The organism is uncultured Pseudosulfitobacter sp., assembly GCF_963976325.1.
In the GTDB taxonomy this organism is placed as follows: Bacteria; Pseudomonadota; Alphaproteobacteria; order Rhodobacterales; family Rhodobacteraceae; genus Pseudosulfitobacter.
Window position 1 is genome coordinate 121,424 of record NZ_CAXBJW010000006.1, and the last position, 21,098, is coordinate 142,521.

Annotated in this window: 21 protein-coding genes; 8 read left to right on the forward strand and 13 right to left on the reverse strand. The window is 64.0% G+C overall.

Annotated elements, in window-relative coordinates; all coding sequences use genetic code 11:
* Positions 1-201: 201 nt before the first annotated feature.
* The 3 genes from AAC077_RS15180 to AAC077_RS15190 are packed head-to-tail and all read right to left on the reverse strand — an operon-like array spanning position 202 to position 4,291.
* Positions 202-1,560, reverse strand: coding sequence for a polysaccharide biosynthesis/export family protein (locus AAC077_RS15180; protein ID WP_339771060.1), 1,359 nt, complete (start codon positions 1,558-1,560; stop codon positions 202-204).
* 32 nt (positions 1,561-1,592) lie between these two features.
* A complete protein-coding gene (locus tag AAC077_RS15185; RefSeq protein ID WP_339771062.1) occupies positions 1,593-2,222 on the reverse strand; it encodes a YjbF family lipoprotein in 630 nt (209 codons plus the stop codon).
* Entirely contained in the window at positions 2,219-4,291 is a 2,073-nt protein-coding gene (locus AAC077_RS15190; RefSeq protein WP_339771064.1) for a YjbH domain-containing protein, read from the reverse strand. Before AAC077_RS15190 ends, AAC077_RS15185 begins: the two co-directional genes overlap by 4 nt.
* A gap of 140 nt (positions 4,292-4,431) precedes the next feature.
* Here AAC077_RS15190 and AAC077_RS15195 point away from each other — a divergent pair, with 140 nt between their 5' ends.
* Positions 4,432-5,187 carry a metallophosphoesterase gene (locus AAC077_RS15195; protein WP_339771066.1) on the forward strand — a complete coding sequence of 252 codons (756 nt, stop codon included), beginning with the start codon at positions 4,432-4,434 and terminating at the stop codon, positions 5,185-5,187.
* Between the two features lie 145 nt (positions 5,188-5,332).
* Here the strand turns inward: AAC077_RS15195 and AAC077_RS15200 are convergent, their stop codons facing one another.
* The 4 genes from AAC077_RS15200 to AAC077_RS15215 all read right to left on the reverse strand — a co-directional run bounded on the left by AAC077_RS15200 (position 5,333) and on the right by AAC077_RS15215 (position 8,401).
* Positions 5,333-6,472: a glycosyltransferase family 1 protein gene (locus AAC077_RS15200; RefSeq protein ID WP_339771068.1), complete on the reverse strand. Its 1,140-nt coding sequence runs from the start codon at positions 6,470-6,472 to the stop codon at positions 5,333-5,335.
* Entirely contained in the window at positions 6,469-7,650 is a 1,182-nt protein-coding gene (locus AAC077_RS15205) for a glycosyltransferase (protein WP_339771070.1), read from the reverse strand. The genes AAC077_RS15200 and AAC077_RS15205 overlap by 4 nt, the downstream gene beginning before the upstream one ends.
* Positions 7,651-7,754: 104 nt before the next feature.
* Positions 7,755-8,156: a type II toxin-antitoxin system VapC family toxin gene (locus AAC077_RS15210; protein WP_339771072.1), complete on the reverse strand. Its 402-nt coding sequence runs from the start codon at positions 8,154-8,156 to the stop codon at positions 7,755-7,757.
* On the reverse strand, positions 8,153-8,401 hold the full coding sequence (locus AAC077_RS15215; RefSeq protein WP_339771073.1) for an AbrB/MazE/SpoVT family DNA-binding domain-containing protein: 249 nt from the start codon (positions 8,399-8,401) through the stop codon (positions 8,153-8,155). Before AAC077_RS15215 ends, AAC077_RS15210 begins: the two co-directional genes overlap by 4 nt.
* A gap of 169 nt (positions 8,402-8,570) precedes the next feature.
* Here AAC077_RS15215 and AAC077_RS15220 point away from each other — a divergent pair, with 169 nt between their 5' ends.
* From AAC077_RS15220 to AAC077_RS15240, 5 genes are read left to right on the forward strand one after another with little or no spacing between them, the layout of a single operon-like run.
* Positions 8,571-9,269 (forward strand): sulfotransferase family 2 domain-containing protein, encoded by a 699-nt coding sequence (locus AAC077_RS15220; protein ID WP_339771074.1) that lies wholly within the window; start codon positions 8,571-8,573, stop codon positions 9,267-9,269.
* A complete protein-coding gene (locus tag AAC077_RS15225; RefSeq protein ID WP_339771076.1) occupies positions 9,266-10,639 on the forward strand; it encodes a hypothetical protein in 1,374 nt (457 codons plus the stop codon). The genes AAC077_RS15220 and AAC077_RS15225 overlap by 4 nt, the downstream gene beginning before the upstream one ends.
* On the forward strand, positions 10,626-11,642 hold the full coding sequence (locus tag AAC077_RS15230; protein WP_339771078.1) for an acyltransferase: 1,017 nt from the start codon (positions 10,626-10,628) through the stop codon (positions 11,640-11,642). The genes AAC077_RS15225 and AAC077_RS15230 overlap by 14 nt, the downstream gene beginning before the upstream one ends.
* Entirely contained in the window at positions 11,639-12,958 is a 1,320-nt protein-coding gene (locus tag AAC077_RS15235) for an oligosaccharide flippase family protein (protein WP_339771080.1), read from the forward strand. Before AAC077_RS15230 ends, AAC077_RS15235 begins: the two co-directional genes overlap by 4 nt.
* Positions 12,955-14,127, forward strand: coding sequence for a hypothetical protein (locus AAC077_RS15240; RefSeq protein ID WP_339771082.1), 1,173 nt, complete (start codon positions 12,955-12,957; stop codon positions 14,125-14,127). The genes AAC077_RS15235 and AAC077_RS15240 overlap by 4 nt, the downstream gene beginning before the upstream one ends.
* Here the strand turns inward: AAC077_RS15240 and AAC077_RS15245 are convergent.
* The 5 genes from AAC077_RS15245 to AAC077_RS15265 form a co-directional block, all read right to left on the reverse strand.
* Positions 14,025-15,368, reverse strand: a complete 1,344-nt coding sequence (locus AAC077_RS15245; protein WP_339771084.1) for a hypothetical protein — start codon at positions 15,366-15,368, stop codon at positions 14,025-14,027. The genes AAC077_RS15240 and AAC077_RS15245 overlap by 103 nt on opposite strands.
* Complete coding sequence (locus tag AAC077_RS15250; protein WP_339771086.1) at positions 15,368-15,637, reverse strand: hypothetical protein; 270 nt, start codon at positions 15,635-15,637, stop codon at positions 15,368-15,370. The genes AAC077_RS15245 and AAC077_RS15250 overlap by 1 nt, the downstream gene beginning before the upstream one ends.
* A gap of 88 nt (positions 15,638-15,725) precedes the next feature.
* Positions 15,726-16,034: a type II toxin-antitoxin system RelE/ParE family toxin gene (locus AAC077_RS15255; RefSeq protein WP_339771088.1), complete on the reverse strand. Its 309-nt coding sequence runs from the start codon at positions 16,032-16,034 to the stop codon at positions 15,726-15,728.
* Positions 16,024-16,266, reverse strand: coding sequence for a type II toxin-antitoxin system ParD family antitoxin (locus tag AAC077_RS15260; protein WP_339771090.1), 243 nt, complete (start codon positions 16,264-16,266; stop codon positions 16,024-16,026). Before AAC077_RS15260 ends, AAC077_RS15255 begins: the two co-directional genes overlap by 11 nt.
* Before the next feature lie 61 nt (positions 16,267-16,327).
* Positions 16,328-17,008, reverse strand: coding sequence for a DnaA N-terminal domain-containing protein (locus AAC077_RS15265; RefSeq protein WP_339771092.1), 681 nt, complete (start codon positions 17,006-17,008; stop codon positions 16,328-16,330).
* A gap of 529 nt (positions 17,009-17,537) precedes the next feature.
* Between AAC077_RS15265 and AAC077_RS15270 the strand changes: the two genes are divergently transcribed.
* Both AAC077_RS15270 and AAC077_RS15275 read left to right on the forward strand, forming a co-directional pair.
* On the forward strand, positions 17,538-18,833 hold the full coding sequence (locus AAC077_RS15270) for an AAA family ATPase (protein WP_339771094.1): 1,296 nt from the start codon (positions 17,538-17,540) through the stop codon (positions 18,831-18,833).
* A 3-nt stretch (positions 18,834-18,836) separates the two neighbouring features.
* Positions 18,837-19,961, forward strand: a complete 1,125-nt coding sequence (locus AAC077_RS15275) for a ParB/RepB/Spo0J family partition protein (protein ID WP_339771096.1) — start codon at positions 18,837-18,839, stop codon at positions 19,959-19,961.
* 5 nt (positions 19,962-19,966) lie between these two features.
* Here the strand turns inward: AAC077_RS15275 and AAC077_RS15280 are convergent, their stop codons facing one another.
* Positions 19,967-21,013: a tyrosine-type recombinase/integrase gene (locus AAC077_RS15280; protein WP_339771105.1), complete on the reverse strand. Its 1,047-nt coding sequence runs from the start codon at positions 21,011-21,013 to the stop codon at positions 19,967-19,969.
* Between the last annotated feature and the right edge of the window lie 85 nt (positions 21,014-21,098).

Genomic DNA, 21,098 nt, shown 5'->3' on the forward strand with positions numbered 1-21,098 from the left:
GGGTAACGATGTGCCATTTTGCACTTTGTCGAAGACCATCATCCCTACTTAAATTTGATGGTCTCCGACAAACCCGGGGCGATTCACACTGTGCGAGCACCCGATGCGGAAGCGGTATGCACGCCCGCATCTGTCACACCACGGGCCAAATATAGGCGAAGCATTCAGGGCCGCATTACCGTTAAATCAAGTTACGCCGCCTTAATCACTTGCCGCACGTGTAATGTTAATCAGCGACGGCACAAGCTGCGCCACGGCGCGGTTCCATTTGGTGATGGGCTGTTGCGCGATAAAGACGATGTCGTCGGGGCGCAGTTCGAAACGGGTGCTTAGCGCGTAGTTGGCCGCATTGCGGGTGTCGAGGTGCCAGGCGGTGACTGCGCCGAACTCGCGCGGGTCCGAAGAGGCGCGCAGGACATAGATCTGCGAGACGTCGCCGGTTTCAACCGTCACGCCGCTGGCTTCGGAGAACATGGCATCGGCCAGGTTGGCTTTGCGGTCATAAGGCAGCGCAAAGCGTGATTGCTTGCCGACTTCACCGGTCAAGTAAACATAATCACGATTATCGGCGCCAAGGTCGATCCGGCTTTGGTAGTTGGTGCGCGCCTCGTTCAGCTCGCTGCGGCGCAGGTCCACTTCGAGTTGCAATTCGTTCAGGGCCGCCGCGCGGGCCTGTTGGCGTGCGCCAACAAGGGTGATTTGCTGTTCAAAATAGCTTTGCGCCTGCCCCAGTTCGTATTCGGTATCCACGAACACCGCATCGCCGTCGATCAGACGGGTGCGCAGCAGGTCGGGGCGTTCATAAAGGGTGGTCAGCGGGATCTGGTACAGCGTGCCATCGCGGTAGATACGCACCGAGGCAAAATCCTGATCCTCGACCGAAACACCGCCCGCAGCGGCCAGCGCATCGCCCAGATACAGCGGGGTCAGCGAAACCGGCACCACGCCAGGGGTGCCCACGGCGCCGCCGATCGACACCTTGCGCGAGTTGAATTCGGCGATTTCCAGGCTGAAGGTCGGGTCAAACTGGTTCTCTACCAGTTTCTGGAACAGCGCCGCCTCGGCGTCTTCGATGGTCAGCCCGGCAATGCGCACGCGACCGACGTTGGGAATGTTGATCGAACCGTCATCCTGCACGGTATACCCTTGGCGGGCGTTCTGGGCGGCCAGAAGGCCGGAAAGCTGTTCAACCGTCGATCCGGTGCTGGGCGTGGACAACAGGACAACATCACCGACGCCAATTTCATAAGCGCCCGGATTGGCCGCTGGTGGCGCCCGCAGGGCCAATGCACCGGGGCGCGATTCAAGGTCGAACGTCGGTTCGGGCAACGCACCGGCCCCGCGCAGACCAGAGCCGCCGCCTGCTGTCATCGAAAACACAGCGGGCAATGTCTTGGGTTCGAAGGGTGCGCGGTTGGCCTGCACCACGGTTTCGGCGGTCAATGGCACGACACGGACGTTGGTGCCATCACCCACCCCCGGCACCACCGACGACGTCCGATAGACCGCGCCACAGCCCGCAACGGCGGTCAGTGCCACCAGCATGATAAGTTTTTTCAACACCCCAGTCTCCTTATTGCTTTGTGCGGTCCCTATTCGACAACCCGTGTCGACAGCGCCCCAACAAACGGCCCAGCCCATTGTCGGGACTGTACGATGCGGCGCGTTTCGGGCGTGACCCAATAGATATTTGTAAATTCCTGATCCAGGCTGCGACAGTTTTCGCGCATCTGGACGGTTTGCACGGTCTTGCTGCGAAGCGCAACTTCGCTTTGCTTGCCGACCGTGAAAAGGCAGCGATAGGTGCGTGTTTCTGCCTGATCATTGCCATCGAGATAGGTGTGAAACCGGTCTGAATAGCCGGATGTCAGCCCGCGCACATGGCTCAGCGGCTGGCTGAGCTCCGAGGCAAGCAACCCCTCGCCCAGACCACGCGTGCCATGCAGCATACCGTTTTGCAGGATAATCTGCACACCGTCGGGGGACAGCCAGTAGTCGAAACCGCCATCGCGCCGTTCCAGCAGCAGCGTGCCGCCCTCCTGACGTTCGACAAAGCCGATCTGCAAAGCGGGTGCCTCGGCTTTGAGCAGCGCGGTAAAACGCGGAACGAATTCGCTGCCGCGCAGTCCACCCAAAGCCTGGTCAAAGAGAGAATCGTTTTCCTGCGAGGTGCCACAGCCGATCAGCAGGGCGAGAACGGGGATCAGGAACCAGGATTTCATCGGTAAAAGCGCCCCCAACCGTCGCTCAGCTTGTCCGCGCGATAGTCACGCACCACGTTATAAAGCCGGTTGTCCACGTTCAGGCGCGCGCCGCCGTCCCGGGTCACGGGCCGAATGGTCCGGTCCACGGTTTTGCGCGACGGCTTACCGGTGAGCCAGGACAGCGGTATACTGACCTTGATGCCCTTGTCGAACGAGCCTTCGCCGAAATCGTCAAAGGACACGTCGGTCAGCGTGAAATAAGCGCCAATCTTGAACCCGTTGTTGAATTCCCGGTCCACGGAAAAGGTCGCCCCCCAATCCTTGGCCAGATAGCGCCCGACGTCCACCTGCGTGGTGAACCCGTTGCCCAGATCGTAATAGGCCGAGGCATGGCCCGTCAGCACATCGTAATCCTGGAACCCAAACAGCATGTCGAAATCACGCTGTTTGGCATAGTTGACCTCCATCCCCAGAGCCAGACGGCTGGCGACCGGGAACCACAAAAGCTCGCCCGAGACGCCGCCGTACATGTCTTCCAGATAGCCCACGGTGACGCGCCCGAACAGATCCTGGCCGGGGCGGAACATGTATTCGGCAGTCAGCCTGTTGATCTCAAACTCTGATTCAATGGCGTAAAGCGCAGCGTCAGAGCGCACACGCTGGATGACCGAGTTGGACCGCCGCGTGGCCTCGTCGATGTTGCCGACCAGCGGATAACGGAAGGTGCCCGCGAAGGTCAGGCCGGGGCTGGGGCGATAGGCCGCCGTCAGTTCGGCCCCCACGTCATAGCGCACCGGGCTGTCGGGATCGAAGAGGGAAAGGGCAAGGTAGGGGCCAAGCCCGAAAGTGAACTTCGGAAAGGCATCGGGAAGCTCGCCCGCACGTCCGTCGGGCACGGCATCGGTGATGCGCGACCGCGCCAAAGTGGTCCAGGCGCCATCGTAATCTGTCTGAAGTTCCTCGATGTCGCTGCGCGCGACGGTGATTGTGCTGATGGCCACGCCATTGGTCTGGAATGTGATGTCGAACACCTCGACATCCGCAGGCAGGGCCACCGCCATCGCCCGCGCCGCACGGCCAGCCGCCTGTGCTTCGATGTCCCAGCGGTTGTTCTGCAACCGCACCTGCGCACGCCGACCGTTCACGGTGAACGCCTGAAGCTCCATGCCCTCCTGGGCCAAAAGCGCCTCTAGCGTCCGGTCTGCCTGTGCCTTGGCGTCCGGCTGGCGCAGGTCGTAGCCTGACAACACCGCCTGGCTGCGCGGCACCAATGGCACCGGCGCGGCATCCATGCCCCCCGGCGCGCGGCGCTTGGCCGGGTTCAGCACTAGGCTGTATTGAAAGCCGATCTCGGACCCGCCAATGACAAACGCGCGCAGGTTCGACCCGCTGGGGTATGTGTAGTTCATGCCGACGTTGATGGGGGTCTTGATGTCGATGACGCCAACGCGGGATTCACGGTCATAAGCATCCGAAGAATACTCAAGCTGAAAGCTGAGCCTGTCCGTCGCCTGATACTCAACCCCGGCGAAAAGCGCAGCAGGACCGCGAAACCACGAGCCAAAGTCCAGCTGCCCGGTGTCGCCTCCGGCAGCCGCGTTCGGCCGGTTCTCGAAACGATCCGAAAACACGCCAAGCGGGTTGGAAAACGACCCGCGTTGCGCCAACCGCCCCCACCCCATGCCGCCGGTTACCCGCAGTTTTGAACCGAAAGTTTTGGTCGCAACAAGGTATTCGCCGGAATAAACCCCGGTGCCGCCGAAATCGCGCAATCCCACCGCCAGACCGGGCAGACGAGCGGTTTCATCGCTAATTTGATAGTGCAGGTCGAAACTGCGGTCGAACCGCGTTCCATCCTGAGGGCCACCGGGATCGAAATCATCAAGGATCGCATACCGGAACGTCCCATAGACACGCGGCAGCACCTGAAACATCAACGTATTCCGGCTGACCTTGCCAAAATGGCTGGTCGTGATCCCCACATAGCCGTCCGGAAGCACCTGCGCCGTCGGCATGTCGATCAGACCCGGTGTGCCATATGTCGACAACGTCTGTGCCTGAACAGCGCCGCCCCACCCAAGCGCCACAATAATTGCGCAGATCAATCTATTGCCGTAGTGCATCAAAACAAAGCCACCCAAATGTTTCAAACCGCATAACAGGCCCGTGACAGGACTTCACATCACCGGCGGAAACGCATAGCAATTAGTCCCGCACTGCGGTCCCAATGCAACACTTTCAGGATGAATGCGCCAAAATGCTGGGCAGTTGGATCAAGGGGCTTATCACGCCCAAAGCCCCCTTCGCGCCCCCCGCGCCCGAGGCACCCTTTGTCGCACTTGGCGATCTGCACGGGCGCGCCGACCTGTTGGAGCGCGCATTGGCCAAGGTGCCCGATTGCCAGATCGTCTGTGTCGGCGACTACATCGACCGCGGCGACCACAGCGCCGAGGTTCTGGCCATGCTACAGGCCCGGCCCGACATCATCTGCCTGTCCGGCAACCACGAAGAAATGATGTTGGGGTTCCTCGATAACCCGCAAAAATTCGGCCCCCGCTGGCTGCGCTACGGCGGGCTTCAGACATTGGCCAGCTTCGGCGTCGCCGGCGCCAGCGAGGGTAGCAACGGGGCCGAGCTTGTCAAACTGGCCAAGGCGCTTGGCACCGCGATCGGCCCTGACCTGATCCAATGGCTGCGCGACCGCCCGACCTTTTGGCAATCCGGCAACGTTGCAGTGGTTCATGCGGGCGCCGATCCAAAGCTGCCTATGCCCGCGCAAACCACCCAGACCCTGCACTGGGGCCACGCGGATTTTGATCGCGTCGACCGCCAGGACGACATCTGGGTGCTGCATGGCCACACCATCGTCGACGCCCCCTCCGCCGACCGCGGCCGCATCTCGATCGACACCGGCGCCTACGCCACCGGCCGCCTGACTGCGGCGCTGGTTTCTGAGGACGGCGTGGAGTTTGAGGCGGTTTGACCCCTTGGGTGCTGAATCCCGGTGTTGTCAAAAGCGCATGTTTCCAACAGATAGCCGCGCGGGCCGTGTCGCCTGACAAGATGTCCCCCGGAAATTGACGAATCTGCGACCTGTGTGCCTGTCGTTCAGGTTCTCACCCCGCACGTCACGACGGGACCACCGGAACCAAGGCCCCTGCCTCGATCAAATCGCCCGCACCTCTGCGCTGAACCTCGCCCACCACTTCGGCCAGCGCCAGCGCACTCTTACGCCAGTTATACAGCGCCGCCTGCCTGTGTCCGGCATGGATCATTGCAGCACGCACACCGCTCTCCATTCGTGCGAACCTGATCAACGCGGCGCGCATGTCATCGCCACTACGCGGATCGAACCACAGCGGGGCATCGCCCAGCACCTCGGGCATCGCGCCGCTGTGGGCGCACAGGACCGGCGCGCCCAGGCGCATCGCTTCCAACGGCGGAATGCCAAAACCTTCGTGCAGCGCGGCAAAGACGAAACCGGCAGCCCCCTCATACAGCCCGCGCAGATCAGTATCGGGCACCCGTCCCAGCATCTTGACCCGCGTGCCCGGCCCCGCGGTGTCGGCGACAATCCCCGGCACGCCGCCGCCCACCAACGCCAGCGGTGGCACCTGATCGCCGCATTCGGCATGGGCGGCGATCAGGCGGCACAGGTTCTTGTTGGGGCTGCGGTTGCCCACGCTCAGCAGATAGCCCCCCGGCGTCAGGCCATAGCGCGCGGGCACGTCACGTCCCGCAGGCAGGTCCAGCACGTGATCGGCGCTGTTAGAGACAATGCGAAACCCTGCGGCATCCACGCCCAGATGTCGCGCGATGGCCTGTGCGGAATGGCGGCTGACCGTCATCAGCGCCGCCGCGCGCCGGGCCAGACGGGGCCGCAAGACGCGGTGCAGCATCCGGTAGCGCCACCCATAGGCCTGCGGGAACTCCCACAGGTTGGCGTCATGCAGGCACAGCACATGGGCGCGGTGACGCAGCGGGCCGGAATTGCCCAGGCTGATCAGCACGCCGTCGCGGCTGGCCCGCCACAGCGCGCCCTGTTCCCACAGATGGCCACGCCCGCCGCCGATCACGCGGGGGCGCAACACCTGCCAGTCGGGCATCGGGGCCGCGTGCGGCAGCAGCACCTCGATAGGGCCAAGCTGATGTTGCGGGCGCTGCGACCGGGCCAGCTCGGCGTCCAGCGCGCGGGTGATCTCGCGGGCATAGCGCTGCACACCCGACAGCGGCTGTGTCAGGAAACGGCCGTTGATATAGGTGGTCATGCGGGCTCCAGTCCGGCCAACGCCGGGCGGCCCACGGGACGGCGCACCGGCAACCCATAAAGCGACGTCGTCCGTGCCCCCAGCGCATCCAGCGCCCAGGCGCTGACATCGGTGGCCTGCGCGCCCGCGCGCAGACGGTTCAGGCGGGCGTCATCGCGCAACAGCGCCGACATCTGCCGCACCACGCCGCGCATGTCGTCGGCATCCACGATCAGACCGTTGCGATCATGGTCGATCACCTCGTCGATCCCCGGAAGCTGCTGCACCACCATCGGGCAGCCCGCCGCGACCGACTGCACCGCCACGCGCGGCAATCCTTCGCGGGCCGAGGTCAGCACCGACAGATCGGCCAGCGCAAACAGCGCCTCGGGGTCCGGGCGGTGGCCGCAGAATACCACCGTCTTATCCAGCCCAAGCCCGCGCACCGCCGCGCGCACCCGTGCCTCTTCGGGGCCCGCGCCGGCCAACAACAGTTTCAGATCAGGCATCGTGTGGGCCACGCGGGCAAAGGCGCGCAAAAAGGCAACGTGGCGCTTGCGCGGCTCGAATGCGGCCATCATCAGCGCCACACGCGGCCGCGCATTGCCGCTTTGAACCCCCAGCAACGCGCGCCAGTCCGCAGGCAACGCCGGGTTGCGGAACCGTTCGATGTCCATGCCCGAGCGCACGCAATGCACCCGACCGCGCCGCGTGATGCCCGCTGCCACATACGACCGCCCCACCGCTTCGGACACGCCGATAAACACATCCGTTTGCCGCGACACCAGACGTTCCGCCGCGATATACAGCGCGCGTTTGGCCGGGCTGACGCCCTCGAACGGGACGATGTGAATGCCATGGCCCACCACCGCATCGGGCACGGCGCGCGCCGCCAGCCGTCCCAGAACGCCTGCCTTGCTTTGATGGGTGTGGATCACGTCCGGCCCAAGGCTGCGGTACACCTGTCGCAACCGTTTGACCGCGCGAAAATCCTGCAAGGGATGCACCGGATGCACCATCTCGGGCAGCGCGATCCGCATGAGGCCGGGCGGCAGATGGGTGTCCCAATAGGGATCGGGGCCCGCGCCGTGGATCAACACCACGTCATGGCCCTGGGCGATCTGCCAACGGCAGGTGTCCAAGGTGTTTTCTTCGGATCCGGCCCGCAAGAGCCGTGTCACAAGGTGAATGATACGCATGTGGTCTCCTCGAAAGTCAGTGCCCCACCACCGGTCCCTCGAGGTTAACCATCAGGTCAAAATTGTTACCAAAACCCTAACCCGAAACATTTTTCTGAATTGCCTTAAATTGGCGTGATCAATCTGACCGTCGGATAATAGCGCCTGTAACGCCCGAGATCCCGCGTCAGCAAAGGCGTCTGCGCCACCGCCGCATGGGCGCCGATAAAGAAATCGGGCAGGACACCGCTGCGCGTGCCGCCAGCCTTGCGGTACTGGCGAAACACCTTGCCCGCCAGAAACAGCGCCGCCGCCGGTATCGCCACATGCTTTAGCCCGATACCATTTACAAAGGCGTCCAATGCCTCCTTGGTCTCATAGCGCACCGAAAGCTCGGCATAGATCACGTCGTTGATCAGCAGCGGTCCGGTCAGCGACGCAGCCTCAAGCTGGGCAATCGACCAGTCGGCAAACCTCGGGTCGTCCGTCGCCAGATCCAGCAGGACATTGGTGTCTATCAGGGTCAATCATCCGGTCCCGCGGGCACATCACGGGTCAGCGCCATGATCGCGTCGGTGTCCATCCCCGCCCCGGCATGGCCGCGAAAGCGGGCAAAGCTGCTTTGCTCCGGTGCGGCCTCTTGCGGCACCAGCTCGACCCGGCCATCGGCTGTGCGGCGAAAGCTGACCTTGCTGCCCGCATGCAGGCCCAGCAGGTCGCGCAGCGCCTTGGGAATGGTCACCTGACCCTTGGATGTCACGGTTGTTTGCATGGGTGCCTCCCGTTGGTAAGGAATGATATTTCTAAGGTATTACTTTCGAGTGTTGCTTTCAAGCGTCACGGGGCCAGCCGGCGTTAATCCCGCGTTAACCACCCCGTGCAATCCTTTCCAAAGGACTAACGCGCGGGGCATCCCCCGCCTGACTTGCGCAAGGGAACCCATGGCCCGGATCATCTACATCCACGTGCCAAAATGCGGCGGCTCCAGCTTTGGTGCGGCGCTGCGGTTGCGGCACCTGATGTCACAGACAACGATTGCGCTGGGTCAGGGCGATCAGGCACTGCGGGGCGAGGTGCGCATATTGGACGACTACGCCCGCCGGCGGGATCAGTTGCACGCCGAGGTCGGGCGCGGGGTGCGGATGATCGCGGGCCATGTGCAATATGATGCGGACCTGCACGACGGTCCCGCGCGGGGATATGCCTTTGTCACGCTGCTGCGCGATCCGGTGGCGCGTTTCGTGTCGCATTACAACTACCTGCAACGCCGTCATCCGTCGCCTGTCCGTCCCCCAACGCTGGCGGGGTTTCTGGACACGCCCGACGCCCTGCGCATCGCGTCGCAATACCTGTTCTATTTCGCCGGACACAGCCAGACCGCAGGCCGCGATCCCGCCCCGCTGATTGCCCGCGCCGTGGCGGCATTGGAACGCTTTGACGTGGTCGGCGATCTGGCGCGGCCAGACGCCTTTGCCGCCGATCTGCAACGGCTGATCCGCACGCCCCTGCCGCGCTGGAAACGCAACGCCGCCCCCGCACCGACGCACATCCCCGACAGCCTGCGCGCGCGCATCGAACAGCTGTGCGCGCCGGATATCGCCGTGTATCGCGCCCTGCACCCGCGCCGTGCCGCCGCATGAGGCATGCGCTGTCCCCCCTGACGCTGCTGCTGCTGTGCTGGGGGCTGTCCGGCGCGGCCATGGCGGTGACCCTGGCGCAACTGCACCGTCTGGATCTGGTGCAAACCTTTATGTTGCGTGAACACCTTGACCCTTCGGTTTTTGGCGGTGCCGGGCTGGCGTGGCTGCTGCTGGCGCTGCTGGTCTATGCGGTGGGCGACACTGCCGGCCGCTTTTCCCGGCGCAGGCCGGTCCCCTCTGGCGGCCACCTGAATCCGACCCGCGCGGCCCACCTGACCTTTGCGCTGAACATGGTGCTGCTGGGGGTCACGGCCTTGTGGATTGTCACCGCTGCGGCCAAGGCGGGCGGGCTGATCAACCTGGCCGCGGCCGCCTATATCGACAGCCTGACCACCCGCGACATCCTGTTGGAAAACAAGCTGTTCACTGGCATGCGCCTGTTCTACGCCGCCCTGCCTGCAACCGCCTGCATGGCCGCCGCGCTGCTGGCCCTTGGCACCCTGCCGCGACGCGCGCGGGTGATGATGGTGGCAACGCTGGTCTGCAACACGCTGGCGCTGTTTGTCCTGCCCATAGTGATGAGCCAGCGGCTGCTTTTGCTACAACTGCTGCTCTCTGCCTATATCGTGGCCTGCCTCGTGCGCGGGCGGCTGCTGGGCTTTGGCTGGATGGTGCTGGCGGTGGGGCTGTTCCTGGGCCTGTGGCTGGCGCGCGAGGCGATCACCAACCCGATGTTCAACCGCTCGGCGCTCGACATCGGGCTGCAAAAACTGGCGTTTTACGTGGTCAATGACATGTGGAACGCCTTTGCCCCGCTGATGGTCAACATTCCCCACACTTGGGGCGGGCTGAATTTCGAGGGGGTGATGTTCCTGACCTTCACCGACGGCTATTTCGCCAGATTGCTGACCCCGCGCACCGACGCGCTGGACGCGGTGCTGGGCGGGGGCGAATTTCCCTTTCTGACGGCGGCTTATGTGGATTTCGGTCCGGTGCTGGGGGCGCTGTTCATCGCGGTGGTGGCCTTTGTCATCCGACGTGTCTTTATCGCCGCGCGCCGGTCGCTTGGCTTTGCGGTGGTCTATGCCCAGATCGGGGCCGCGTTGCTGTTTTCCAGCCACTCGGTCTATTTCACGCATCAGAATTTCTTGTTTTCGCTGGCCCTGATCGCATTGGTCGTGCTGCTGTCGATGCGCCGCCGCAGTGCCCCGCTTGGGCAGCCGGCCGCGCTGCCGCTGTTCCGGTCGCGCCGCAAACCGGCGCAGCAACCGCCGCCCCTGCCCGACAGCGTCATGCGGCATATGGCGGTCTTTGCCACCCAACGCCGCCACGCGGCCCCTGTGCCGGAGCGTCACGATGAACCCGCATAGGCTCCTTGGTCTTCAGGCGCTGCGCGGGGTCGCCGCCGTCATGGTGCTGATCGGCCATGTGCTGGCCGAGGCGGAACATTACTTTGCCCTGCAACTGCCCGGTGACGCGGTGCCCTGGACACGCGGCGTCGATATTTTCTTTGTGATTTCCGGTTTTGTCATCACCCTGTCGGCCAGCCGCTATGCCGGCCAGCCGGGGGCCTTTCTGTGGCGGCGTATCCTGCGGGTTGTGCCGCTGTATTACCTGTTCACCACGCTGATGGTCGCCGCGCTGCTGGTCCTGCCCGGCGGGGCCAAGGATACGACCCTGGACCCCGCCCAGATCCTCAGCTCTTACGGGTTCTTCCCCTATGCCCGCGCCGATGGCCGCATCGCACCGGTTCTGTCGCTGGGCTGGACCCTGAATTACGAGATGTTCTTTTACGCGCTGATGGCGCTGTGCCTTGCCCTGCCCCGCCCGCTGGTCACGGTGGCGGGGATGCTGATGGCGCTGGCGCTGCTGGGCCTTGTGGTCGGGTTCACCACAGCTCAATTCACCTTCTGGACCAATCCGCTGATCCTTGAATTCCTCTTTGGCATTGCGCTCGCCCGTTTGTGGCAGCGCGGCTGGTCCCGCCCTGATATGGCGCTCAGCATCGCGGCACTGGTGATGGGCTTTGCCCTGCTCATCGCGCTTGACCCGACCCCCCTGCCCCGTTTCATCGCCGCGGGCCTGCCTGCTGCGCTGATCGTGGCGGGCGGCACCCTGTTTTGCCCGCAGCGCCCCTTGCCCGGTCAGCTTTTGGGCGATGCGTCCTATGCACTGTATCTGTCGCACCGCTTTGCCCTGCGGGCCGCGACGCTGGTGTTGCTGCCGCTGCTGCCGGCCACGGCGCTAGGCGCGTGGGTCTATGTGGTGACCGTCTGCGCGCTGGCAGTGGCCGTCGGCATCCTCACCCATATCGCGATTGAACGCCCCCTGATGCGCGGATTCAGCCGCCGCAAACAGGCGGCCCCGGCATGAGCACGCGGGGATGGTCCTTTGTCCTGCAATGGTCCCGCGTGGGCATCAACGCGGCCCTGTTCCTGATCGCCACGCGGTTTCTGACGCTGGCCGAAATCGGCGCCTTTGCCACCGCATTTGCCCCGATCCGTATGACCCAGGGGCTGCACAAGGCGGGGATCTGCGAAAGCGTCATCATCCTTGGCCGCAGCCAGCGCAGGCAGGATGCGCTGTTTGCGCTGTCGGTGGGCGCGGGGTTGATCGTCACGCTGGTCCTCGGGGCCATCGCCGTGCTGGCCCAAGCGCCGCTGCTTCTTGCGCTTAGCATGATCCCCCTGATCCACAGCATCGGCGCGGTGTCCGAGGGCATCCTGCGCCAGTCTTTGCGTCTGCGCGCGCTTGCCTTGCGGACGCTGGCCAGCCAGTCCGCCGCCGCCGCCCTCGCCCTGTGGATGCTGTTGCACGGGGCGGAGGCCTGGGCACTGGTGGGCTTTGCCATTGCCAATGCGGCACTGACGGCGGGTCTGTCCCTTAACCTCGCCCGCTGGCGGCCCGCCACCCTGCCCGCTTGGCGGTATCAGGCTCTGATATGGCCCAAAACCGCCCAGATCGCGGCGCGGGATTTCCTCACCGCCGCCCTGATCCCGCTGACACAACTCGCCGTCGGCCTTGCCCTTGGCCTGCCCGCCGCCGGCGCGTTTCAGATCGCCACCCGCGTGCTGTCCTTGATCGACGCGCTTACGCTGGCACCGTTGCGGTTCATCGCCCTGCCGCAACTGCGCGGCCCCCACTTCCGCCGCGCCCTTGCCGATCACCTGCGGCTGTCGGCCAGCCTTGCTGTCTGGATCTGGGCCGGCACCTGTGTCGCCGCACCGCAGATCCTTGCCCTGCTGATCGGACCGGACCACGCCGCCACCACCGCGCCGGTCCTTATCGGCCTTGGCGGGTTTGGCCTGCTCTCGGCGCTGACGATGCCGATCCATCAGGCGCTGACCGCGCAGGGTCACACCGGCCTGATGCTGAAACGCGCCGCCATGCTCATTGCCTTGGGGGCGCTCTGCACCCTGCCCGCGCTGGCATTCTCTGCCACAAGCGTCGCCGTCGCCCTCAGCAGCGCGGCCTTGCTCACCACACTGTGGCACCTCACCCGCGCGCTGCCGCGCCTTGGCCTCGGCCTGCGCGACCTTAGCCCACTTTGCGCGCCCCTTTTCGCCGGCACGCTGATGCTGGGCGCCTTCGCGCTTACCCCGCCCCTGCCCCTGTTCATCGAAATCGCCCTGGGCAGCACGCTTTATATCGCCATCCTCCTGCCCCCCATCAAAAGAAGCCCCGCATGAAACGCGCCGTCCTGATCACAGGCCACTTTCCCCACCAACACCGCCGCCCCTCGATGCTGTGGGTGTCCGACCATCTGCAAGCGGCAGGCTGGCACATGACGCATATCACGGTCGGCTATAGCTGGCTGTCCGCGCTCTTTGGCGATGTCCGCCTGCGTGCGCTAGACAACCCGCCCCATCGCGGCACCTACCAGCGCAGCCCGACGCTGACGTCGATCTACAGCCTGCCCCCGATCCATCCGGTGAAAACCCGAAACAGCGCCGCGAATCGCCTGTTAGAGACTGCAAATCCCCTGTTCACTAACCACTGGCGCCCCCGTCTGCGCACCCCGCTGGCCCGCGCCGATCTGGTCATATGCGAAAGCGGCCCGCCGGTCCTGCTGGCGCCCATTCTGGCCAAGCAGGCCCCGCAGGCCGCGCGCATCTACCGCGTGTCCGATGACATCCGCCTGTTGAACGCGCCCGATGCGCTGCTGCGCGCGGAACAGGCGCACCATCATTTCACCCGCATCAGCACCGCCAGCCCGCGCATCGCCGCCCGCTTTGCCAGCCACCCCAATGTCACGATCGACCCCGTTGGCATCCCGCACGACCAGATTGATATCCGCACGCCCGATCCCTACCCCACGCCGCGCCGTGGCCCCGTCGCCGTCTGCGCCGGCACGACCCTGATTGATATTCCGGCGCTGATCCGCATCGCACGGCAACGGCCCGACTGGCAGATCCACGTTCTGGGCAGGCTGCGCAGAACGCCCCCCGCGCTGCCCAACATCACCTGGCATGGCGAACAACCCTTTGCCACGACGCTGGCCCATATCGCCCACGCCGACATCGGCCTTGCCCCTTACCGCGACGCACCCGGCGTCGAATACCAAACGACCAATTCCAACCGCATCCTGCTGTATCGTCATCACGGTTTGCCGACTCTGGGCCCCGACCGGCTGTGCGATCCGGCGCTGCCGTCGATCATCGGCTACAACAGCCCCGACGCCCTGACGCGCTGCGAAACCTGGTCCGGCACAGCCGAAGCGGTGCCGGACTGGCTGGATCTGGCGCGGCGGCTGTCTCAGAACGGTGTGACGGACCCTTCGGGCGACACCTCGATCCCGCCCGCGACGACGACGAAGCCGCGGGTGAACACCGTCCCCGCATTCGCCTCAAGCGCATAGTTTTCCGCAGGTCCCTCCGCATCGGCCACGCAATCCTGCAACCACAGGACCGCGTCGTTGGAACATTTGAACGCGACCGAAGTGCCATCAATATCCCGCGCCACCGCGCGGCTGCCTGCCGCCCATGTCCGTGTAGACTGGATCACATGCACCTCGGTCCCGTTGCGCGACAGGCCATAGTCGCCGCCCAACAGGATCGCCCGCACCCCGTCATGGGTGGTGAACCCATTGCACGAGGTCGCGCCGTCGATCCCGTTGCGCCAGCCGGTACAATCCTGCAACAGCACATGCATACCGTCCGCCCCGTCCTCGTGGAACGACCAGCCGTCCTTGGCCCCGTTGGACGCGTCGCAGCCGAAAAACGCCACCAACCCGTCGGTGCGCCGCACCTGAACCGCATCCTTTGGCGCTGTGGGGTTCGACGGCGCGCTGTACCGAAAGGTGCAGTTCACCCCGACAATATTGCGCGCCGCCACCGCATCGAAATGCAGCGCGCCGGTGATCCCGCCTTCGGCATGGACGTTTTCAAGGTAGAAATCCTTGTCATGCGACATGAACCGCGCCCCGTGAAACGACCGGATCACGGCAATATCCTCGGGCCCCGGCGCGCCGCCGATGTTGACATGCACGAGCGATCCGTCCTGCACCCAACTGTCCGGCGTGGCGGCACAGGCCGCCACATCCGCCACCTGTGTCAGCTCGGAATGCAGCCCCTCGGGGGTTTGCACGTCACAGCGAAACACCCGCCGCACCGAGGTTTCCGGCGCGGAAAAGGTGCCGCCCGCATCCGTCCAGACCACCGAAAACGGCCCCGTGCGATACCGCAGCGCCCCGCCCCAGCCGATGACCGCAACCGCCTGTGTGGGTTCGTCATTGCCGTTGCGGGTAAAGGCGGATTCCTCGTAAATCCCCGCCCTGACCAGCACACGATACGGCGCGCCCGTGGCATTGCCCGCGACAAAGGCGGCGTGAATCGTCCGCTTGGCATCGGAAAAATCACCGTCCTGCGCACCCAGCCCGCTGTTGCCGTCATCGCCGGTCGCCCCGTCCACATGCAGCGCGGGCCCGGTCCAGATCGCCGGATCGACCAGATCGCGGGGGTTGATCTCGGCCTGATACCGCCCGCCACTTTGCGAGATGTCGAAATCAAACCGCCCCGTGTCCCAGCCAAAGCCGGCGGGAAAGGGCACCGGAACCCTGCCGCGGTACTGCGGTGTCATTCCCACCGCCAGCCCCAGCATCAAAACAGCCCCTTGATGCCCGCCGCCGTGGTGCCGGTCTCCAGCACACGCCGCACCCGCACCGGATAAATCACCCCGGGCGCCAGGCTGGGCAGGGTCAGCGTGCTGCCGTTTTTCAACACCACCGCCAGATCGCCGGCAGAGCCCACCATGACCGCGCGCGTGACATCGCTCAGGTCCGTGGCATCAGCAGGGGTGATGTCAAAACCGTCGCAGATGGGGCCTGTCAGCCCGTCTTGATAGCTCGTGAAAGAATCGGAAATGGGCATCGCGGCCTCCTTTGAACAATGAGGCCTTAGCATCCGTGGCAGGCGTTAACCGAACCAGAATACACCGTGCGGTGGCCCCGGCAGGCGCTTACCGGTCAAGCAGAAATGCCGTCAGGTTCTGCGCGGCATGCCGCAGGCGGATAACCTCGACGCCCTGCCCGTCCGCGCGGTAAATCACCAGATGCGCGCCCGTCGGATGTATCCGCACCGGCGGCGTGAATTCCACACGTTCGCTGGCCATTTCAGGGAAATCGGCAATCAGGTCAAAAACGGCGAACAGACCATCGGCATAACGATCCGCCTGATCGACACCCCAGTTTGCAGCGCCATGTTGCCAGATGTCCGCAATGTCGGCCTGCGCCGCAGGACGCAGCGACCAACGACCGCTACTTGCCATATTTCGCGCGCATCCCGGCCTTGAACGCCGCACGGTCAAACGGGGCTGCCGGCCCACTCGCCAGCCCTGCATCCACAGCGCCCTGAATTTCTGCGATGGCGTCCTGGCGGGCGTGATCGCGCCGGATCAGGTCGCGCACGTAGTCACTCGAATTGGCATAACGCCCGGATCTGGCCTGTTCCTCGACCCAGGATTTCATCGGATCAGGCAGGGATATATTCATGGTGACCATTGGCGGCTCCTTTATCGTGAAACTATGGCAAAGATTGCCAACAATCAAGGCGCCCCCCCCATCAGACCACAATCGCCACATCTGTGACATCCGCATCCACCGCCTGACAGGCCGCCAGAACCCGCCGGGCCAGATGCGTCTGGACATAGGTGCCGTGAAACCGGCTGGGCGCTTTCAGGGTCAGCCGCCCCCCTGCCCTGCCGACGCGCTCAAGATTGCGCAGCCAGCTGCCGTAAAGGTCCGGTGCCTCGGCGTGCAGGATCGCCTGCGCCAACACCCATTCCGTCCCTGCGCTGACATCGGGTGCGGGCACATCCCCTTTCAGCGGCAACGACACCACCGGCGTCTCCTCGGGCTTGCCGCTCATGCGCAGATCAAAGTCGGGGCCGACATTTGCCCAATCGCTTTCCGTCATGGCCAGCATCCGGTCAAAGTCCATGCCGTATTCCGTCACCCGCCCCCGCGCACCCTGACGCTTGACGACCAGCCAACCAAGGCCGCGCAGCTTGGCCATCTCGCGCTTGACCGTGCGTTCATCCACCGACCACATCCGCGCGATCTCGCGTTGGCCCACGGCCAGCTCGTCACGCGCCCAGTTATAGCGTGCGGTGATCAGCGTGATCAGCCGCAGAACCAACCGTTGGTCATGTTTGTCACGCGCCAGCGCATATGCGCCCAGGGCCGTGATAATATCATATTTGCGCGCAGCGTCGCGTTGACGTGCGGGTTTGACAATGTGCATGGATGCCCTTTCCTGCGCAAAGCGCGCAGGTATACTGTGCCTCGACGTAGGATCTCTTGGCGGACCCTGTGTTGGGTAGAATGGCGACAACGCCTTTCCGGCCTCGTCCCTGATTTGCGTCCAAACATGCGATTCTGTCAAGGGGCAGTTTCTCGGTCCCCCCTTCAAACCCAATCATTCAAAATAGAATTTTTGGTATATAGGTATTGGGGGTCATCCTGGGCGTCCCCCAATGGGCCACTTTTGTCCCCCAATACTTAGCTGGGGGCCAGATGGTGTCCCGCTATATCGTGGGATTATGCGCAGCCCCGCCGTGTTCTTAGATGCGGCCGCGAATCTCTGCCGCAGGATCATGTCCCGCAGGAACACAGATTTCCCGAAATCAGAATATATCACTTTCTTTACGATGCAAGTTCAGCTTAAACCAAGAAAGAACAAGAATTAGCGTTCTGTTTGTTGTTTCGCATCGGTTCCCCGCGGGGAACCCGTGTCTCAACCGGGCAGCAACCGACAATCCGAGGTCTCTATAATGTACACGCACACCGATCTGGCAAAGCTGCAAGCGCAGTCGCTGAAGATGCAGGGGTTCATCCGCAAGCAGACATATTCCCCCGAGCTGGAAAAAACCCTGCGCCGGTTCTCAAGCTGGGAGGTCGCCGAGCTGATCCTCAAGATCAACCCGTCGACCTTTCGCGGACGCCTTGCCGCCGACCCGTCGCTGCCCGAAGGGCTGGTCGAGGAAGACGGCCGCCAGCGGTGGTACACACTGGAAGAGATCAACGAATTGCGGCGCAAGCTGAAGATCAAAGGCAAGTCGCTGATGCCCAAACGCCCCGCGGGCAAGCGGGCGATCCGCGCGGCGATTGCCAACTTCAAGGGCGGTGCCGGCAAATCCACCGTCGCCTTGCATTTCGCCCACGCCGCCGCGCTGGACGGCTACCGTGTGCTGGCCGTTGACTTCGACCCCCAAGCGACGCTCAGCCATTCGATGGGACTGTCCGATGTCTCGGAAGAGGTGACCGTCTGGGGCATCATGGCCCGCGACCTGATCCGCGAGACCGAGCGGATGAACGCCGCCGCCGCCGGTGCCGAAAGCGGCGCCGCCCTGCCCCAGCGCAAACTGCCCGCGTCGGTGACCGGCATGGGGCTGAACGATCTGCGCGTCACCGACTTTATCAAGCCGACCAGCTGGCCCACCATCGACATCATTCCCAGTTGTGCCAACGCCGCCTTTGTCGAATTTGCCAGCGCGCAGTACCGGCACCTGAACCCCGAATGGTCGTTCTTTGCGGCGGTGTCGCGCTATCTGGATCAGATCCCGCCAGACGCCTATGACATGATTATTTTCGACTGCCCCCCTGCCATCGGCTATCAGTCGATGAACGCGGTGTTCGCCGCTGACGTTCTGTATGTCCCCTCGGGCCCCGGCTATTGGGAATATGACAGCACCACCAGTTTCATCGGTCAGCTCTCCGAGGCGCTAGAGGACTTGGGTCGTTTTCGCGGACGGCTGCCGTCGGGCACCAACCCTGACAAAGTGTTTGCCGATATCCGGTTTCTGCTGACCCGGTTCGAGCCGAACAACGATTTGCACCGTGCGATGCAAACAGCATTTGGTCAGGTTTTTAAGTCACACGTTGCCGAGCACCCGATCGAAATGACCCGTGCGGTTGAACAGTCGGGGCGGTTTCTGTCGTCGATCTACGAAATGGATTACCGCCAGATGACCCGCGAAACCTGGCGTCGGGCGCGCATGTCGTTCGACCGCGCCTACGATGAATTCCAAGCCACGCTGGTTGCTGCGTGGGATAAGCTGGAGGATTGATGAATGGCTAAGAAACGCTCTGTCTTTGATATCAACTTTGAACTGGAGGACGAGGAAGACGCCGCAGGGTTCCCCGCGGGGAACCAGCGTGCGCCGGAAACCAAGTCACTTGATGTGTCGGCGCAGCCGCGGATCACCGATCTGTCCGCGCCGCGCCGTGGTCCGATGGCCAGCGCAATTGCCGAAACGGCGGACGCAACGGCCGAGCGCGCCGAAGCCGAAGCCGCCATTCGCGCTGAAAACGACGCCTTGGCGCACGAGCATGTTCGGCTGAAAAAGCTGGGGCTGATCACCGATCTGATCCAGACTGCGGATGTGCTGACGTCGAAACTGACGCGCGACAGGTCGGCCAATTTAGACCCCGAACTGGCCGAACTGAAAGAGTCTATCAAGGCGGTTGGTCTCTCTAATCCGATCCGTGTGGAACAGACTTCGGATGGTTTCGAATTGATCCAGGGCTTTCGCCGTCTGGCCGCTTTCCGCGAGCTGGCCGAGGAAACCGGCGATCCGCGGTACACCCGCATTCCGGCGGCGATGGTTCCCCGCGGGGAACCGTTGGTCGCGTTGTACCGCAAGATGGTCGACGAAAACCTGATCCGCAAAGACCTGTCGTTCGGCGAAATGGCCCAGCTTGCGCTGTCCTATGCCCGCGACGAAAGCATCCCGTCAGGCGAGGCTGTGTCGACGCTCTATGCGTCGGCGCTCAAGCAAAAGCGGACCTACATCCGCCAGTTCGCCCGCGTTCTTGAAGCGTTGGATGGCACCGTGCGCCACCCCGAGGCGATCCCGCGCGCGCTGGGACTGGACGTGTACAAACTGCTGGAGGCCGAGCCGGACAGGGCGGGGGGCATCATGAACGCGTTAATGGACATGCCCGACCGCGACGCCGCCGCCGAGACCCGCGTGCTGCGCGACAGCCTTGTGCCGCAGAAAAAGGCCAAGCCTCTGGTTCAGAAATCAGTGTCGAAAACATCGCTGCGGTTGGGCCGCCCCGAGGGCGAGGCGCGGGTGACCGCATCGGACGGCAAGGTCGAACTGCGGCTTGACCGCGACTTTTCCGCCGTGCCACGGGCGCGCCTTCAGGCCGGGATCGAGGCATTTCTGGCGACGCTGGACGGGGACGGGTAGGGGCCTTACAGCCCTGCCGCCTTGGTCAGGTTCACGCGGAACCGGTCGCGGCGGCGCTGGTAGCGGCGGGTCATTTCGGCGCTGGCGTGGCCCAGTTGCTTTTGCACGTGACGCTCGTCCACCTCAGCGCTCGATGCCAGACCGGCCCGCAACGAATGCCCCGAGAACAGCGCCAGCCGATCCGCCTCGGGCAGGTCACTGCGCAGGCCCGCGTCCAGCACCGTGCGCTTGATCAACCGCGCCACGTGTTTGTCGTTCAGCCGCGCCTGCAACGCCCGCGTGCCGTCCCGCGCGGTGCGTACAAAGACGGGGCCAAAGTCGATGCGCGCAAAGTGCAGCCATTGCTCAAGCGCATGGACCGGACAGCTGTGGTCTGCCGATCCGCGCCCGATCTCGACCTCGCGCCAGCCGGTCTTGGCGTTGAGGGTCAGAAGGGCCCCCTTGTCGAGGATCTCGATCCAGCCGCCGCTGTCTGGCGTGTCGTCCCTGTGAACATCAAGGCTGACAATTTCAGAACGGCGCAGCCCGCCTGCATAGCCCAACAACAGCATCGCCCGATCCCGCAGCCCGCGCAGATCAAAGGGCAGGGTGGCGATCATCGCAAGGATATCTTCCGCCAGGATCGCTTCCTTCTGCACCGGCGGGCGCGCGTGTTTGCGTTTGATCCCGGCCAACACCGACGCGATGTGACGGTCCTTGCGGTCCAGGGCGAACCCCCGCTGGGCGTAGTTCCAGGTCAGACCCGACAGGCGGCGGTCGATCGTCGAAGCCGAGAGGGCAGGGGCCTTGGCCGACCCGGCGGCGAGGTCGGCCAGATAAAGCCCGATCATCTCGGCAGAGGGCGGCAATGGATCGGCGCCCTTCATCCGGCACCAGCGTGTGAAATGCGCCCAGTCTTTTCCATAGGCCTTCAGCGTGTTGTCCGACGCCGCCGCGCGGGCATAGTCACGCGCTGTATCGACCAGCCGGTCAAGCGCGCCGGACCCGGCAACATCAGAGGGCAGGCTGAGGGTTTGGTCCGCATGTGGGTCGCGCGTGTCGTCCCGAGACATCGACGCGGCGTTGGATGCGCCCGAGCGCGGTGTCGGACTGTTGGAATTCTTGAGACTGCGTGCCATTTGTTTTCAAGGCTTTGCC